The 15,504-nt window shown below is 71.6% G+C and carries 14 protein-coding genes and 1 pseudogene; 8 read left to right on the top strand and 7 right to left on the bottom strand.

Annotated elements, in window-relative coordinates:
• Positions 1-139 precede the first annotated feature (139 nt).
• Positions 140-1,324: an ROK family transcriptional regulator gene (locus tag LXN57_RS03020; protein ID WP_251796437.1), complete on the top strand. Its 1,185-nt coding sequence runs from the start codon at positions 140-142 to the stop codon at positions 1,322-1,324.
• 59 nt (positions 1,325-1,383) lie between these two features.
• Here the strand turns inward: LXN57_RS03020 and LXN57_RS03015 are convergent, their stop codons facing one another.
• A complete protein-coding gene (locus tag LXN57_RS03015) occupies positions 1,384-2,337 on the bottom strand; it encodes an NYN domain-containing protein (protein ID WP_251796436.1) in 954 nt (317 codons plus the stop codon).
• A gap of 171 nt (positions 2,338-2,508) precedes the next feature.
• On the opposite strand from LXN57_RS03015, the gene LXN57_RS47825 reads away from it, so the two are divergent.
• The 5 genes from LXN57_RS47825 to LXN57_RS47820 all read left to right on the top strand — a co-directional run bounded on the left by LXN57_RS47825 (position 2,509) and on the right by LXN57_RS47820 (position 6,718).
• Complete coding sequence (locus LXN57_RS47825) at positions 2,509-2,637, top strand: hypothetical protein (RefSeq protein WP_285904586.1); 129 nt, start codon at positions 2,509-2,511, stop codon at positions 2,635-2,637.
• A complete protein-coding gene (locus LXN57_RS03010) occupies positions 2,634-3,599 on the top strand; it encodes a nucleoside hydrolase (RefSeq protein WP_251796435.1) in 966 nt (321 codons plus the stop codon). Before LXN57_RS47825 ends, LXN57_RS03010 begins: the two co-directional genes overlap by 4 nt.
• Positions 3,600-3,669: 70 nt before the next feature.
• Positions 3,670-3,861, top strand: a complete 192-nt coding sequence (locus LXN57_RS03005) for a hypothetical protein (RefSeq protein ID WP_251796434.1) — start codon at positions 3,670-3,672, stop codon at positions 3,859-3,861.
• Positions 3,828-6,566, top strand: coding sequence for an ATP-binding protein (locus LXN57_RS03000; RefSeq protein ID WP_251796433.1), 2,739 nt, complete (start codon positions 3,828-3,830; stop codon positions 6,564-6,566). The genes LXN57_RS03005 and LXN57_RS03000 overlap by 34 nt, the downstream gene beginning before the upstream one ends.
• A 23-nt stretch (positions 6,567-6,589) precedes the next feature.
• Positions 6,590-6,718: a hypothetical protein gene (locus tag LXN57_RS47820; RefSeq protein ID WP_285904585.1), complete on the top strand. Its 129-nt coding sequence runs from the start codon at positions 6,590-6,592 to the stop codon at positions 6,716-6,718.
• A 9-nt stretch (positions 6,719-6,727) separates the two neighbouring features.
• Here the strand turns inward: LXN57_RS47820 and LXN57_RS02995 are convergent, their stop codons facing one another.
• Entirely contained in the window at positions 6,728-7,741 is a 1,014-nt protein-coding gene (locus tag LXN57_RS02995) for an acetamidase/formamidase family protein (protein ID WP_251796432.1), read from the bottom strand.
• Positions 7,742-7,962: 221 nt separating this feature from the next.
• On the opposite strand from LXN57_RS02995, the gene LXN57_RS02990 reads away from it, so the two are divergent.
• Positions 7,963-9,354: a pyridoxal phosphate-dependent decarboxylase family protein gene (locus tag LXN57_RS02990; protein WP_251796431.1), complete on the top strand. Its 1,392-nt coding sequence runs from the start codon at positions 7,963-7,965 to the stop codon at positions 9,352-9,354.
• A gap of 61 nt (positions 9,355-9,415) precedes the next feature.
• Here LXN57_RS02990 and LXN57_RS48280 read toward each other — a convergent pair.
• The 4 genes and pseudogenes from LXN57_RS48280 to LXN57_RS02975 all read right to left on the bottom strand — a co-directional run.
• A pseudogene (locus tag LXN57_RS48280) lies at positions 9,416-9,715 on the bottom strand (methyltransferase family protein); the annotation flags it as partial.
• Between the two features lie 124 nt (positions 9,716-9,839).
• Positions 9,840-10,622 carry a hypothetical protein gene (locus LXN57_RS02985; protein WP_251796430.1) on the bottom strand — a complete coding sequence of 261 codons (783 nt, stop codon included), beginning with the start codon at positions 10,620-10,622 and terminating at the stop codon, positions 9,840-9,842.
• A gap of 106 nt (positions 10,623-10,728) precedes the next feature.
• Positions 10,729-11,190 (bottom strand): hypothetical protein, encoded by a 462-nt coding sequence (locus LXN57_RS02980; protein ID WP_251796429.1) that lies wholly within the window; start codon positions 11,188-11,190, stop codon positions 10,729-10,731.
• Positions 11,191-11,258: 68 nt separating this feature from the next.
• Positions 11,259-12,827, bottom strand: coding sequence for a M28 family peptidase (locus tag LXN57_RS02975; protein WP_251796428.1), 1,569 nt, complete (start codon positions 12,825-12,827; stop codon positions 11,259-11,261).
• Positions 12,828-13,099: 272 nt separating this feature from the next.
• Between LXN57_RS02975 and LXN57_RS02970 the strand changes: the two genes are divergently transcribed.
• On the top strand, positions 13,100-14,437 hold the full coding sequence (locus LXN57_RS02970) for a vanadium-dependent haloperoxidase (RefSeq protein WP_251796427.1): 1,338 nt from the start codon (positions 13,100-13,102) through the stop codon (positions 14,435-14,437).
• Positions 14,438-14,605: 168 nt separating this feature from the next.
• Here LXN57_RS02970 and LXN57_RS02965 read toward each other — a convergent pair whose 3' ends face one another.
• A complete protein-coding gene (locus tag LXN57_RS02965) occupies positions 14,606-15,472 on the bottom strand; it encodes a LysR family transcriptional regulator (protein ID WP_251796426.1) in 867 nt (288 codons plus the stop codon).
• Positions 15,473-15,504: the final 32 nt, after the last annotated feature.

The raw sequence follows: 15,504 nt of genomic DNA, 5'->3' as shown, positions 1-15,504 counted from the left end.
GCTGCCGAATTAAGTCGGCGGTGTTACGGCTCATCGTGTTAGTGGTTACGTCGACTGTCAACCATAGAAATCGAACTTATGTCTTGTGATCGACAAAAGTGCTGTGGTTGACTGTGGCCCTGAAACCACGGGGAGATTCATGACCACCGTTCTCACGGCCGATGACGGCCCCGGCTGGATCCTCGGCCTGATCACCGCCGGAACGGCCCGCACCCGCACCGCGATCGCCCAGGTCACCGGTCTGGCTCGGTCGACCGTGGGGCAGCGGCTGGACACGTTGTTCGACGCCCAGCTCATCCGCGAGAGCACGGAGAGCCTGCCCTCGCGGGGCCGCCCGTCCCGGGTGCTCGAGCTCAACCCGCGGGCCGGCGTGATCATCTCGGTCGACGTCGGTGAGGACCGCACGCGCATGGCGATCCTCGACCTGAACATGGCGATCATCGGCGACCGGGTCGAGCGGCTCACCCTCGGCGACGGCCCCGAGGTGCTGCTCGACCGGATCACCGCGCTGGTCCGCGAGCTGATCGTGCAGCAGGGCCTGGAACAGACGCCGGTGGCCGGGTTCGGGCTGGGTCTGCCGGCGCCGGTCGACTACGAGGCGGGCCGGGTGATGGGCTGGTCGGTGATGTCCGGTTGGGAGAACTACGACATCCGCCGCCACCTGCGGCGCAGCTGGCCGGTCCCGGTGCTCATCGACAACGACGTCAACCTGCTGACCCTGGCCGAGCACCGCCGCTTCTGGCCCTCGTCGCGGCACCTGTTCTTCGTGAAGGCCGGCACCGGCGTCGGCAGCGGCATGGTGATCGACGGCGCCGTCAACCGCGGCGCCCAGGGCGCCGCCGGCGACATCGGGCACGCCCACGTGGCCGGCTTCGGCGACCCGCAGTGCCGCTGCGGCAACGTCGGCTGCCTCGAGTCCCTGGTCGGCGGCTGGGCCCTGGCCCGCGACCTCGGCGAGGGCCACGACGCCCGCGACATAGCCGAGCGTCTGCGCCGGGGCGACTCAGCTGCGGTGGCCGCGCTGCGCAACGCCGGCCGCATCATGGGCGAATCCGTGGCGTACGCGACCAGCCTGCTCAACCCCGACGTGATCGTCCTCGGCGGCCTGCTCGGCAGCACCGGCGACGACCTGATGGCCGGCATCCGCCAGGTCGTCTATCAACGCTCGCTGCCGCTGGCCACCCGCCGCCTGCAGATCGTCCCGACCCGCTTCAAGTCGAGGGCCGGCATCGCGGGCGCCGGCCACCTGGTCCGCGACCACGTGCTCGCTCCTGCCACCCTCGACGCCCGCCTGACCGTCGGCAAATCCCCCTTCGGGGAGTAGGGGCCGGCCTTGTTGCCGTCTTGCTGCCGCCTCGCTGCCGCCCGAACGGACTCAGATTTCTAACCTTCCGAGCTGTAGCTGAGACTCGTCATGTTTTCCCAGAATTGCGCCCGAAGCTTGTGCCGCACAGTTTCACTCAAATCGATTCCACCGCGGCGTTCAGACAGATCCGTCAGCAGTGCCTTGTCAATCTCGCGCGGGATCGACGGCTTTCCAGCCGTGAGTTCGGCCAGCGCCTCCAGGGAAGCTGACCGGCGGAGAGTGTCCAAGACGTTGTTGACCACCGAGTCGATCTGTTCGGCGAGCTCAGCGGGATCCTCATACGTCGTTGTGCCCTGGGGCTCGCGTTCGATGGTCGCGCCGAGCGCCGGCATCGATGCCGCGCGAAGCGTGCCTGTGTCTCCCTGCGTGGCCGGGCCGAGGGACGTAACCCACGCTCCCGGCCGGTCACCTCGCGGCGCCGACGCCGTTGGTGGCGTGATGGAGGGGACTTCGACCTTCGTCACCGTCTGGTCGATGGTTTCCGGAAATATGACTTTGAGTCCGTCGGCGGCGCGAATCAGGTGCCGACTGATGCCGTGCGGCTTGTCCTGCGAGTTCGGAACGGCGAGCAAAATGACCTGGACACCGTGAACTTGGGCCTCCTCCACCGCCTCGGTCAGATCATCGTCCCCCGAAACGAGAATGAAGACGTCCGCGGCTCCGTTTCGTGCGTGCGTCACCAGATCAAGTCCGATGCGCAGGTCGACGCCCTTCTGCTGGCCGTCGACGCCGAACCGGCCGAGCCGCAACTTGACGTTGGGCAGTTCGCCGATGAATTGCTGTTGATTGTCGGGCACGCCGTCTCGCGCCGAGTCGTACCAGTGCACCCGAAGCACCGGCAACTCCGACAGCGCCTCGGCCTGCTGGACGAGCGCGTCAATCAGCGCCTCATAGTCGACCCGAACCCCGTTGCGCAGCGACGTCCCCGTCACCCGCACAGCTGTGGCGCTGAGCAGGTAACCGACGTCCACGTAGAGGGAGCACCTTGGCTTCACGCTCCACAGGATGTCACCAGCTCCGCACCGGGCCGGGCGGTGGCCTCCAGGATGCGGAAGACGGCCATGGGCGCCCCTTCTACAAGGTGGCGCCGCTCCCTGGGCTCACACCATCAGACGGCGTAGCGTGCCGCTAGGAGGGCGGGCATGAAGGTCGGAAGGCTCGTCGCCGTCGTGCCCGACCGCGACCTCGTCGTGGTCGTCACCAACAATCCTGAGGGCCAGCCCGACCCGGGCAGCCTGCTCACCGGCACCATCCTCCCGGGAGTCACGTGACCAACCCCGCCATCATCGACTGCGACCCCGGGCACGACGACGCGCTGGCGCTGCTGCTGGCCGTGGCCGACCCCCGGCTCGACCTGCTCGGGGTCACCACCGTCGCCGGCAACCAGACGCTCGACAAGACCACCGCCAACGCCCAGAAGATCCTCGCTCTGGCCGGCGCGTCCGACATCCCGGTCGCTGCCGGGTGCGAGCGGCCGCTGGTCGGCGACCTGACCGTCGCCGACGACATCCACGGCGAGTCCGGGCTCGACGGTCCGGACCTCGACGGGCCGGTCGCCGGGACGGTGGGCGTGCACGCCGTCGAGCTGATGCGGAGGCTGGTGGCGGGGTCGCCCGAGCCGGTCACGCTGATCGCCACCGGGCCGCTGACCAACGTCGCGCTGTTCCTGCGACTGCACACCGAGGCAGCCCGGAACGTGCGCCGCGTCGTCTTCATGGGTGGCTCGACCGAGCGGGGCAACACCACGCCGTACGGGGAGTTCAACATCGTCACCGACCCCGAGGCGGCCGACATCGTGCTGCGGTCGGGCCTTCCGCTCACCATGATCGGGCTCAACGTCACGCACCGGGCACTGGCCACCACGCGGGTCATCAACGAGTTCCGCGGCCTGGACACCCGGGTCGGCACCGTCTGCGCCGAGCTCATGACGTTCTTCGCGGACGCCTACCGGCGCAACTTCGGCTTCGAGCACCCGCCCGTGCACGACCCGGTCGCCGTGGCCTGCGTGCTCGACCCGTCCGTCGTACGCACGGTGGCGGCCCCGGTCGTGGTCGAGCTCGGTGGCACGTACACCCGGGGCGCGACCGTCGCCGACCTGCACCACCGCAGCGGAAGGCCGGACAACTGCGAGGTCGCGGTGGCGCTCGACGTCGATGCCTTCTGGCGCCTGCTGATCGGCGCGGTCCACGATCTAGGCATACCTAGACCGCTCGTGACCAGCGAAGATAGGTAAACGCGCCCGATGTGACAGGCCTTCTGCCGGCCCAGGATTGAGCCATCGACCGGCACCGAGGAGGCCCGCCATGTTGATCCACCCGGAACTGATGCTGACCCTGGTCAACGACCGTCACCGCGAGCTGATCGCCGAGGCCGAGAAGAGCCACTTGCTGAAGCGCGCCCGCGAGTTCCGTGTCACGCGCCGGGCCCGGACGGCCCGCCCGCCCACCGGTAGGGTTGCCCCGTGCGAACCCTCCGCGGCGGTGCCGGCCCGGTGATGATCGGCCGGGAGGGCGAGCTGCGCCGGTTGGCGGGGCTCGCCTCCTCCGGCGAGCCGGCTGTCGCGATCATCGCGGGCGAACCCGGCATCGGTAAGACCCGGCTGGTGCACGAGCTGCTGGCCACGCTGCCCGCCTCGACCGTCGTTCTGGTCGGTCAGGCCGAGCCGGGGTCGCTCTCCCGGCCGTACGAGGTGTTGCTCGACGCCATCGACGGCCGGGCCGAGGTCAGCGACGAGCAGCTGGCCGCCCTGGCCGACGCCCGGCGCAGCCCGGTCGAGCGGCTGCACACCGGCGTCGCCATCCTGGCCGGCCTGATCGGCGACCGGCCGGCCGTCGTCGTCTTCGAAGACCTGCACTGGGCCGACTCCGAGAGCGCGGCCCTGTTCGAGCGGATCGCCGACCAGCGCGGGCCGCGCCTGCTCATCGGCACCTACCGGCCCGACGAGGTGACCCGCCGCCAGCCGGTGGCCGGTCTGCTGGGCCGCCTGGAGCGGCGGCACGCCGTCACCCACGTGCGGCTCGATCGCCTGACCCCGGCCCAGACGGCGGCCCTGCTCGCCGCGGCCACCGGCGCTCCGGCCCCGCTGCGGGCCGCGACCGCGCTGCACCACCGCACCGGTGGCAACCCGTTCTTCCTCGAAGAGTTGCTGCGCGCGCTGCCCGGCCACGACGTCGAGGCGCTGGTCGAGCAGCCGCTGCCGTGGAGCCTGGCCGACGTCCTGCGCCGCCAGGTCGACGACCTCGAGCCGGTCAGCGTGCGCATCGTCGAGGCGGCCTCCGTGCTCGGCCAGCGCATCCCGTTCGACCTGCTGGCCGGCGTCTCCGGCACCGGCGAGGACGACCTGATCGCCGTCCTGCGTGACCTGGTGACCCGGGGTGTGCTGATCGAGTCGGGTGAGGACGAGTTCGCGTTCCGCCACGCCCTGGTGCGCGAGGCGATCGCCGGCCAGATGCTCGGCCGCCAGCGCCGCCGGTTGCACGAGGCGGCCCTCGAGGTCCTGCTGGCCGGCGGCTCCTCCGATCCGGCCATGGTGGCGCACCACGCCCGCGGCGCCGGCCGCTACGACGACATGGTCGCGGCTGCCCGCGGTGGCGCCGCCCTCTACCTCTCGATCGGCTCGGCCTACCAGGCCCTGCAACTGGCCGAGATGGGCCTCGACGAGCTGCCCGACGACACCGGCCTGCTGGGCGCCGCCGCCCGGGCGGCCTGGCTGGCCGGCCTGCTCGACGACGCGCTGCGCTACGGCCGGCGCTGGCGCGACCTCGCCGGGGCCGCGGCCGATCGGGCCGAGGCGCTCTACCTGCTCGTCCGCATCGCCTGGGAGTCCCGCGAGTACGACGAGATGGGCGTCCTGACCCACGACATCGAGACCCTGATCGCCCAGCTCTCGCCGGGCGCCGGGCAGGCCCGGGCGATGACCGCGGTCGCCCAGTCGTGCTACCTGCGTGACGACCTCGAGGGGGCGCTGGTCTGGGCCGACCGCGCGCTGGAACTGGCCGCCGAGTTCGACCTGCCCGTGATCCGCCTGACCGCGCTGCTCGAGAAGGGTTCGGCCCTCAGCGAGCGCCCGCAGTCGGCCGCCGAGGGCCGCGAGATCCTGTCCGGCCTGGTCGACGAGGCCGAGAAGGCGGGGGAGTGGGTGCTGGCCGCCCGCGCCCTCAACACCCTCGTGCAGGAGGTCCCCCCGGCCTCGCCCGACGAGCACGCCGAGGCCCTGGAACGGATGCGGGTCGACGCCGAGCGGGCCGGCTTCGAGTCGCTGGCGGTGGCCACCTACTTCCACGGCCGGGCCCGCCTGGCTCAGCGCACCGGCGACCTGCGGGTCGCGATAGCCGCGCTGGAGGAGGGCCGCGAGCACGACAGCGGCTACCGGCGCCGCGGCCGCTGGGCCGACTACCACGGTGTTTTCCTGGCTGGACTGCTGCTCGAAGCGGGCGACAACGACCGGGTCGAGCAGATCGTGGCCGACCTGGCCGCGCTGACCGACAACCCACCGGTCACCGTTCCCGGCCTGACCTTCCACCTGGCCTGCCGCCGCGGCGACCTGCCGCGCGCCGAGGCCGCCCTGGGCGACCTGCTGGCCGGCCTGAAGCGGCAGGAATGGCGCAGCGGGGAGCAGGCCCACGACCTGATCTCGGCCGCGCTCGACCTGGGCCTGCCCGCGCCCCACCTCGGCCGCCTGGTCGACGAGCTGCTCGACGCCGACGTGGCGCCGGCCTACCTGACGCTCGTCGACGCGCAGCTGACGGAGGCCCGCGGCCGGCCCGCCGAGGCGCTGCCCGGCTATCTCTCGATCACCGAGGTGCCGTTCTTCAACCCGGCGATCCGAGGCACCGTACGGGTGGGGGCCGCCCGCTGCCTGCTCGCCGCCGACCAGCGGGCCGAGGCGGCCGCCCACGCCGAGGCAGCCGCGACGTTGCTGGCCGGGTGGGCCGGTTGGCGCGTGGCCCAGCTCGACCAGGTGCGCGCCCAACTGGGCCTCGCCCCGGCCGACGCGCCGCCCGCGGTGTCCGGGCCGGCCTCGCTGACCCCGCGCGAACGCGAGGTGGCCGTCCTGATCAGCGACGGCCTCACCAATACCGAACTGGCCCGCCGCCTCTACATCTCACCGAAGACCGCCGCCGTCCACGTCTCCAACATCCTGCGCAAGCTGGGCGTCAGCTCCCGCACCGAGGTGGGCGCGCTGGTCGGCCGTCGCTGACGGCGTCACCCCTGACCTCGGCGATGAGGCCCCTCGGCATCCAGCACGTGCTGCACGGCGCCGCCGAAGAGGTGCGCACCGGCCGCCTCCGCGAAGGCGAGGTTCCCGGCATCGTGACCCGCACCGTGCTGTCGATCCTCACCGGCGGCTGACGAACGCCGTCATCTCGTGGCGAGGTAGTCCCGGGCGGTGGAGCGCAGGCGGGCGTGGATGCCCTCGTACGCGGGAGGGTTGTTCAGGAAGGTCTTGGCCACCTTGGCCAGCATCGTGTAGTTAGGGTCGCAGACGTTGCCGACCGGGGCCTCGCCGGCCTGGCTGATCAGCTGGTAGGCGTCGAGCACGTCGAGGCCGGTCAGGCCGGCTGTCCAGGTCACCAGGTCGTGCTGGCTCATCCGGTACGCGTCCTCGAGCGGCCGGGCCGAGCCGGCCGACATGAGCGCGGTGTCCGTCTCGAACCGCGGCGTCGGCGTGTCCACGCCCTTGATCAGGTCGAGGATCACCACCGTGTTCATGGCCGATTCGACGCCGGTGCCGCAGACCTCGCCGTCGCCCTGGCGGCAGTGGCCGTCGCCGAGGGCGAACAGCGCGCCCGGCACGTTGACGCCGAAGTAGGCGGTCACGCCGGCCCGCAGTTCCGGGGTGTCCAGGTTGCCGCCGTGCGCGTCGGGGACGATCGTCATGCGGCTCTCGAACGCGGCCGGGGCGACTCCCGCCGTACCGTGCATGGGGTCCAGCGGCAGTTCGACGCTGAAGTCGCTGCGCCGGGCGTGGTAGCGGACGACCCCGGCCGCCACGTCGACGTCGTAGCGCCACACCAGTTCGTCCAGCGGCGCGTGCAGCATCGCCGTGGTGTGCGTGGTGGTGAGCGCCCCGAAGTGCGGGAAGGTCGACGACACGGCCCACTCGCGGGCCGGCACGATCTCGGCGAAGTGCACGGCCAGGGTGTCGCCGGGCTCGGCGCCCTCGACGTGGATCGGGCCGGTGACCGGGTTGAGGTACGGGAACTCGCAGACCACGGAGGGCAGATCACCGACGTCGCGCACCCGGCCGCCGAAGCAGTCCTCGGTGTAGAGCTCGACGATCGTGCCCGGCTCGACCCGGCGTACCGGCTCACGCCCGCCGAAGGTGTACGACAACTCCTCCGGGGCCGGCCGGTAGCTCACGACGTCGGTCATCGGCTGTCCTCCTGCGCTGAGAGGCCGGCCCGCGCGGGGCGGCGGCCGGTCACGGAGAACACGATAGGCACGATCGCCCCGACGCCGAGCCAGGCGAAGCCGAGTGTCCGCGCGGCGATGTCCGCGATGATGACGAATTTGCACCGTCGCACCGACCGCAGTTCGGCACAGGTGGCCGATCATCCAATAGCCAGCGGCGGGAAAAGTCCTAGCCTGACGGCATGGAGCGACCGGACTGGAAAGGGCCGCTCGGCGCGGCCTTCGACCATGCGACGACATATCTCGGCGGGCTGCCGGATCGCCCGGTGCGGCCGTCGGCCTCGCTGGAGGAGTTGCGGGCGGCCCTCGGCGGGCCACTGCCGGACGGCCCGCTGCCGCCGGAGCGGGTGGTGGCCGAGCTCATCGCTGCCGCCGAGCCCGGCATCATGGCCTCGTCCAGCGGCCGCTTCTTCGGCTTCGTGGTCGGCGGGGCCACGCCGGCCGCGCTCGCCGCCGACTGGCTGACGTCGGCCTGGGACCAGAATGCGGGCCTGTACGTGCTCGGCCCGGCCGCGAGCGTGGTCGAGGAGACGGCCGCGACCTGGCTCCTGGACGTGCTCGGACTGCCCGCGCGGGCCTCGGTCGGCTACGTCACGGGCGGGCAGATGGCCAACTTCACGGCGCTGGCCATCGCCGTCCGTGAGGTGCTGCGCCCCCACGGCTGGGATGTCGACGCCGATGGGCTGTGGGGCGCGCCGCGGGTGCGGGTGATCGTGGGGCAGGGGCGGCACGGCACGATCGACCGGGCCCTGCGCCACCTCGGGACGGGCACGAACTGCGTGGTCCCGGTGGCGATGGACGCGCAGGGCCGGATGGTCCCGGAGGCGCTGGCCGAGGCCCTCGACGGGGAGCGGGCGATCGTCTGCGCCCAGGCCGGCAACGTCAACACCGGGGCGATCGACCCGCTGGACCAGATCGCTGACCTGTGCACGGCGGCCGGGGCCTGGCTGCACGTCGACGGAGCGTTCGGGCTGTGGGCGGCGGCCAGTCCGCGTCTGCGGCCGCTGCTGGCCGGCGTCGAGCGGGCCGACTCGTGGTCCACCGACGCCCACAAGTGGCTCAACGTCCCGTACGACTCGGGTCTCGTCATCTGCGCGCACCCGGCCGCTCACCGCGCCGCCATGGGGGTGCGGGCGAGCTATCTGCAGCACGCCGAGGGCGGCGAGCGCGATCAGATCGACTACAACCCCGAGCACTCCCGGCGGGCCCGCGGGTTCGCGGTCTACGCGGCGATGCGTCAGCTCGGCCGCGACGGCATCGCCGCTCTGGTCGACCGCTCGTGCGAGCTGGCCCACCGGTTCGCGCAACGCCTGAGCGCGGGCGGCGCCGAGATCCTCAACGAGGTGGTGCTCAACCAGGTTCTCGTACGGCTGGGAAGCGACGACGAGACGCAGCGGGCCCTGCGCGCCCTGCAGCGCGAGGGAACCACCTGGATGAGCGGAACCACCTGGAACGGCTCCGCGGCCATCCGCATCTCGGTGTCGAACTTCTCGACCGACGAGGACGACGTGGACCGAACAGTCGCGGCGATCGAAGCATGTCGATCAATGGGCGTGGGCAACGACGGCGGATGACGTCGTCGCCGCGGCGGGCCATCGTGCGCAGGTCGGCGGGCCCGCGGCCGGTGAGGAAGGCCTCGGCGTCGGGCGCGTTGCGGAACCCGCCGCCGTCGCGTGCGAGCAGACCGGCGTCGGCCAGCAGATCGGCCGTCGCCCGCGCGCTGCGTTCCGGGATGCCGCAGCGTTCGGCCAGCTCGGCCGGGGTGGCGGGCTCGGGCCCGGCCGCTTCGAACAGGCCGAGCTCGACGGCCGCGAACACCGTCTTCGAGATCATGAAGCCGCGGTACAGCTCGATGAAACGCGCCGGGCCGGGTGGCCCGTCCGGCGACTCGAACACTCGGGCCGTCTGACACCCCCGCGTCGGCTGTCCGTCCATTGTGCCGCGTCGCGCGCTTCAATCAACCGCCGTGCCGAGACCAAGAAGGCGGCCCTCAACCAAGGCTGAGGGCCGCCGGTGACCGAGCCGTCGAAAGTCCCGAGCGTACGAACGGCCGGTGCGGTCAGCCGACCGTGACCGTGTCGCTCAGGTTGCGGTCGGTGCACGAGAACTCGCCGTTCTCGTCGTCGCCGCACCACCCGAACTGGCTGGTGACGCTGACCGTCCCGGCCCGGAACGACGGCTCGCTCACCGTTCCGGTGAAGACCACCTCGGTCGTCTCCCACTGGCCGGTGCACTGGTATTCGAAGCCGCCGTGGCCGTACGCGACGCGGCCGTCGACCGCCTGCGCCACCGTGATCCCGGTGCTCGTGGCCGGGCTGGAGTCGCAATTCCAGACCGCGTTCAGGGTCATCTTGTCGGCGGCCGGGTCGACCGAGGCGCCGTAGAAGAACATCGTCGGCACACCCGGCGCGCTGATCACGTTGCGCGGGGCCCGGTCCCGCAAGGTGACGGCTCCCGCTTGCTTCTGCTGCTGGTTGTTGCCACCGGCGAGCAGGAACGCCGCGGTCAGCTCGTGGGTCGCCGGGCCGGGCTGCGCCGCGAGGCGGAACGAGTACCACGCGCGCAGGGACACGTCCTGCGGGCGGCCGGTGCAGTCGAGATAGAGCGTGCCGGACGCGCCGGTCGACTCGTCGCCGACCTCTTGTGAGACGTACTGGTTGAGCCCGAAGCGGCCTTGACCGCCGCAGTTGACGGTGTAGCGGAAGTCGACCCCGGCTCCGCCGGCCACCACGGTGGCCGAGACCAGCCGCACGGTCGGCGCCGCCGCCGCGGCCGCGCTCGCCGGCGCCGCGAAGGCCAGGCCGGACAGCACCAGCGTGATCGACAGGAATATCCGTCGCATGTGGAATCCTCCCCGCGGACCGGGAACCGCGCCCCGTGTCGCGAATGGCATCCCCGTGCCGCGGCAGCATCCTGCCAAAGATCGTCGACGCCGTGGGGGCGCGGGGTCAGGCGCGGCGGACGGCGACGGTGGCGCGCTGGGCGGTGGCGTAGATGGTGCCGGCCCAGCCCTCGGCGTCGCGGAAGGAGAGGCTCGTGGCGCCGGCCTCGGCCCGGTCGGCGACGATCGTGAACGAGGACCGCTGCAACTCGCTGCGGTAGAACGAGAGGACCGCCTCGGGACCGGGCGCGGTGAGCGTGAACGACGCGCCGGCCTCGCTGTCGGCCAGCGCGGTCACCCGACTGCCGGGCGGCAGGCGGAAGGTCGCGGGCACGTTCAGGACGCCGGTGGTCGCGGCCGCGGCGGCCTGAACCTCACGTGCGGGAGCGCGCACCTCGGCCACGGGTGCCGGGGCGATGGCGGCCTGCTCGTGGCGGCGCTGGTCGGCGGGGGCCGCGTTTCCGCATGCCCCGGCGCCGGCCACAGCCAGCAGGGTGGCGACCAGGGTGCCGATCCGCCTCGCGATCATGCGAACCATTCTCCGTCATCGGGTCAAGGTGGTGACCGGCGGTGTGACGCCGGCCACCACCATTGTCCCTAACTCAGCCAATCACCGTGACTGTTCCGGTCGGCCGCCGCCGCCGTCCGGGCCGCCGAGGCCGCCGCGGCGCGCGGCGGGATCGACGACGTGTCCTTGGCGAACGTGGCCACCGCGGTGGCGACCGCGTCGGCGTTCGTGTCGAGCGCGAACGTGTTGACGTTGCCGAACAGCTTGTTCTTGTAGGCCCGCCGGAGCTGGGCGTACAACGCCTTGTCGGCGCCGTCCCGCTCGGGCGTCAGGCTGTCGCAGGCCTGGTGGTAGCAGGGGTCGTAGGCCGCCCCGGCGACGCCGCCCCACTTGGTCACGTCGTCCGCGGTCTTCTCGACCTCGGCCCCGGTGAACAGGCCGCCGGCCGGGATGCCGGTGCCGATGAAGGGCCCGTAGTCGGAGCGGCCGGTGAAGTCCGAGGCCGCCGTGAACTGCCGGCGGTCGGCGAAGAACTTCTGGAAGACGGCTTCGATCTGGGCCGAGCCGGCCGGCCCGGGCCCGGCGCCGGTGTTGTCGGAGTTGTCACCGTCGTACACGCCGAACGTGTAGTTGGGCGACCCGATCATGTCGAAGTTGAGGTAGAGCGCGATCTTGGCGTGCTCCTCCTCGCTCAGGCTGTTCACATAGAACGTCGAGCCGACCAGGTTGGCCTCCTCGGCGCCCCACCAGGCGAACCGCAGCTTGTTCTTGGTCTTCTGGTTGCGCATCTGGAGCGCCGTCTCGAGGATGCCGGCGCTGCCGGTGCCGTTGTCGTTGATGCCCGGCCCCGCGGGCACCGAGTCGAGGTGGGCGCCGGACATGACGACCTCGTCCGGGTTGCCGTGGCGCGACTCCGCGATCACGTTCTCGGTCTGCCGCACGTCGGCCACGGTGTCGGTCGTGATCGACAGGGTGAGTCCGGCGGCGCCGGCGAACGCGACACCCTGCGGGTACGACACCCCGATGGCCGGAATGCCGACCGGGGCGCCCAGGGTGCCGAAGAAGAGGTCCTGGCGGTCCGCCCCGGTGGTGTCACCCTGGTTCATGATGATGACCCCGATCGCGCCCGCCGCCTCGGCGTTGGCCGCCTTCTGGCCGAACGGGCATCCGCCCCGCTGCACGAGCGCGATCCGCCCGGTCACGCCCACGAAGTCGGCCGCCTCGCAGCCCGAGGTGCTGGTGTTGGGTGCCGTCAGCTGCAGGTCGACGGGGACGATCGGGCCGGTCGCCGTGCCGGCGCCGGAACAGTCCATGACGTCGTAGTCGACCTGGTCGGTGTAGGTGGCCGGCGCCGGCGCGGTCTGCGCGAACGACGACCCGTTCTCCGAACAGAAATTGAACTCGAACGGCTGCCGGGTGACCCGGTAGCCGGCCGCCCGCATCAGCGTCGAGACATAGTCGGCGCTGCGCTTGTATCCGGGCGTTCCGGACGCCCGCGTGTCCCCGCTGATCTTGGCGATCGCCTGGAACGCCACGAGGTGCCGCAGCACCCCGGCCAACGTGACCGCCTTGGTCACATCCTTGACTGAGCTCCCGGACGAAGCCTGCGCGGGCCCGGCGGCGACAAAACCGCCCAGCAGCACGGCTGCGGCGGCCACGCCGCCTACCCGTCTCCATGTCGATCGAGACACCACGATGTGTTCTCCCCTGGTCGAACGGTGGACCTGAATATCCAGCAACCTAAATCCGTCACCGTCCGCACGGAACCCGTCACTCAGCCATCCGTTGCCACCTTCCGGCCACCGTCCGGATCGAGCATCCATTGACGTCGATGGTGAAGCATGCGAAGAATCGGGGGAAGCCGTACGGGGGTCCGGCTGGGGAAGACCGGCCGTGGGCCCCGTGCATCCATCGCTCACGGGGGACCCTGGTGAAACGACGATCCGTCCTGAGAAACACACTCGCGCTCGGCCTCGCGGCCGCGACCGGAAGCACCGCGGCCGTGCTGGCGAGTTCCGGCCCGGCCGGGGCGATTCCCGCCGGTACCGACCACGTGATCCTGTGGAACGAAGCTCTGCGATACGCCTTCAGCCGCACCGATTTCGCTCCGGGCCCGCTCACCCGTTGGGCGGCCGTGCTGAACGCGGCGATCTACGACACGGTCGTCTCGCTGCAGGGCAACGCCACCCCCTACCTGGGGCGGGTGTCACGGGAACCGAACTACAACTACGACGTCGTGTCCAACATCGATGCCGCCGCGCGGACCGTACTGCCGCGCATCTTTCCGACCGTCGACTTCACCGCCTTCTACACCGAGGCGGCCAAGTACAGGCCGGTCGGCAACCCGGGTCCGGAGGGCTGGAGCACGTCCGTCGGGGTCACCGCGGCCCAGCGCATCCTGGCCGCCCGGGCGAACGACAACTCGAACGACGACACCCCCTACGCCGATGGCACCGAGCCCGGCCAGTGGCGTCAGACCGGTTCCGGCCCGGCGGCGACGCCCAACTGGGGCGGGGTCACGCCGTTCACCCTGGGCTCGGGAACCCAGTTCCGGCCGCCGCCGCCCGGCGGATTCAGCTCATTGCCCGCGTTGCTGGCCAGTCTGGAATACGCCGCACAGCTGAACGAGGTGAAGTCGCTCGGCGCGGTCAACTCCACCACGCGCACCGCCGAGCAGACGAAGATCGCCTTCTTCTGGGCCAACGACGTCGCTGGCACCTACAAGCCGCCGGGCCAGTTGCTGCGCCACACGTCGATCCTGGCCCTGGAACGGAACCTCGACTCCTTCCAGGCCGCCCGGCTCTACACCCTGGTCACCCTGGCGATGGCCGACGCCGCCATCGTGTCGTGGGACGCCAAGTTCCGTACCCCCATCGACCTGTGGCGTCCGGAGTCGGCGATCCGCCTGGCCGACACCGACGGCAACCCGGCCACAGTGGCCGACCCGGACTGGCAGCCGCTCTCGGTCAACCGCAGCGGCGTACGGTTCTCGCCGCCCTTCCCGGCCTACACCTCCGGGCACGCCACGCTGGCCGGCGCGTGGGCCGGGGTCATGAAGCGGTACTTCGGCACCGACAACGTCACCTTCCGGGTCGACAGCGTCGACCCGAACGAGCAGCAGTACCGGACGTACACGTCGTTCTCGTCCGCCGCCGCCGAGAACGCCCGGAGCCGCGTCTACCTGGGCGTGCATTACCAGTGGGACGCCGACTTAGGGATGTCCTCGGGTGACGCGGTCGCGGGGCAGGCGTTCGCCCGCCTCAGCTGACCGATCCGTCCGGCCGGCCGCCCGCTACCAGTCCGGGCGGCCGGCGCGGAACCTCACGACGTCGTTGCGAGGGGTTGTTCCGGGCCGTACGCCCGGAGGAACTGCCAGTCGAGATACCTCGCCGACGAGGCGATTGGGCAGGATGACACCTTGTCGACGGATCGGCGTTCATCGCAGGCCGTAGCGGCCGGCGCAGAATGACCGTAGCCGTTCGGCGATCGACTTGAGGGTGGCGGCGCCGTGGTGGTGCGGTTCCCAGGCGGCGTAGAGGCTGATCCGTACGCCCTGGATCGCCACCGGCCGCAGGTCGAAGCGGGGATCGTCGGAGACGACCGCCACCCCGCGGCCCGAGGCGGCGACGGCCTGGGCCACCTCGGCCGCGGCGAACTCGTGGAATTTGCCGTACGCCAGTCCGGCCGCCGCCAGCGCCTGGTCGAGGGCGCGCCGCGGGTGGAAGTCGCGGGTCTGCAGCAGCAGCGTGCGGGTCACCAGCTCGTCGACCGCGACGGTCTCGCGGCCGGCCCACCGGTCGGCCGGGGGCACGTACGCCCAGACCGGCAGCTCGGCCAGCGGCATGCCTTCGAGGTCGGACGGCCAGGGGGTCGTCCCGATGGCCAGGTCGGCTCCGCGGCCCAGCGTCGCGTACACCGATGCCGGCACCTCCTCCCATACCGCGGGCATAGGGTCGTCGGCGGTCAGCGTGGCCAGGAACGGCGCCACCACGTCGGTCAGCGTGGTGCCGGGGGCCGAGATGGTCAGCCGTCGCAGGCGGCCGGCGGCTATCGCGCGAGCCGTCTCCCACGCCGCCTCGGCCTGGGCCAGCAGCCGGCGGGCGACGGGCAGGAACTCGCTGCCGGCCGCGCTCAGCCGGAACGGGCCACGGTCGCGGACGAACAGCTCGATTCCCAGCTGCCTTTCCAGCTGGTGCACCTGCCGGGACATCGAGGGCTGGGTGAGGTGGAGCGCCGCCGCGGCCGCGGTGACCGATCCGGCGTCGGCGATCGCCACGAAGTAGCGCACCGGTCGAAGCTCCACGCCCATGCCTCCCGAGCATCGTTCCGCGGCCT

Source organism: Paractinoplanes hotanensis (assembly GCF_023717965.1).
Taxonomy (GTDB): Bacteria; Actinomycetota; Actinomycetes; order Mycobacteriales; family Micromonosporaceae; genus Actinoplanes; species Actinoplanes polyasparticus.
The sequence above is the reverse complement of the archived record's forward strand: the minus strand, read 5'-3'. Positions and strand labels throughout refer to the sequence as shown.

Bases quoted from the DNA above. Each gene is read 5' to 3' on its own strand.
- LXN57_RS03020 (WP_251796437.1), top strand. From the start codon at position 140: ATGACCACCGTTCTCACGGCCGATGACGGCCCCGGCTGGATCCTCGGC.
- LXN57_RS47825 (WP_285904586.1), top strand. From the start codon at position 2,509: ATGAAGGTCGGAAGGCTCGTCGCCGTCGTGCCCGACCGCGACCTCGTC.
- LXN57_RS03005 (WP_251796434.1), top strand. From the start codon at position 3,670: ATGTTGATCCACCCGGAACTGATGCTGACCCTGGTCAACGACCGTCAC.
- LXN57_RS47820 (WP_285904585.1), top strand. From the start codon at position 6,590: ATGAGGCCCCTCGGCATCCAGCACGTGCTGCACGGCGCCGCCGAAGAG.
- LXN57_RS02995 (WP_251796432.1), bottom strand. From the start codon at position 7,741: ATGACCGACGTCGTGAGCTACCGGCCGGCCCCGGAGGAGTTGTCGTAC.
- LXN57_RS02990 (WP_251796431.1), top strand. From the start codon at position 7,963: ATGGAGCGACCGGACTGGAAAGGGCCGCTCGGCGCGGCCTTCGACCAT.
- LXN57_RS02985 (WP_251796430.1), bottom strand. From the start codon at position 10,622: ATGCGACGGATATTCCTGTCGATCACGCTGGTGCTGTCCGGCCTGGCC.
- LXN57_RS02980 (WP_251796429.1), bottom strand. From the start codon at position 11,190: ATGATCGCGAGGCGGATCGGCACCCTGGTCGCCACCCTGCTGGCTGTG.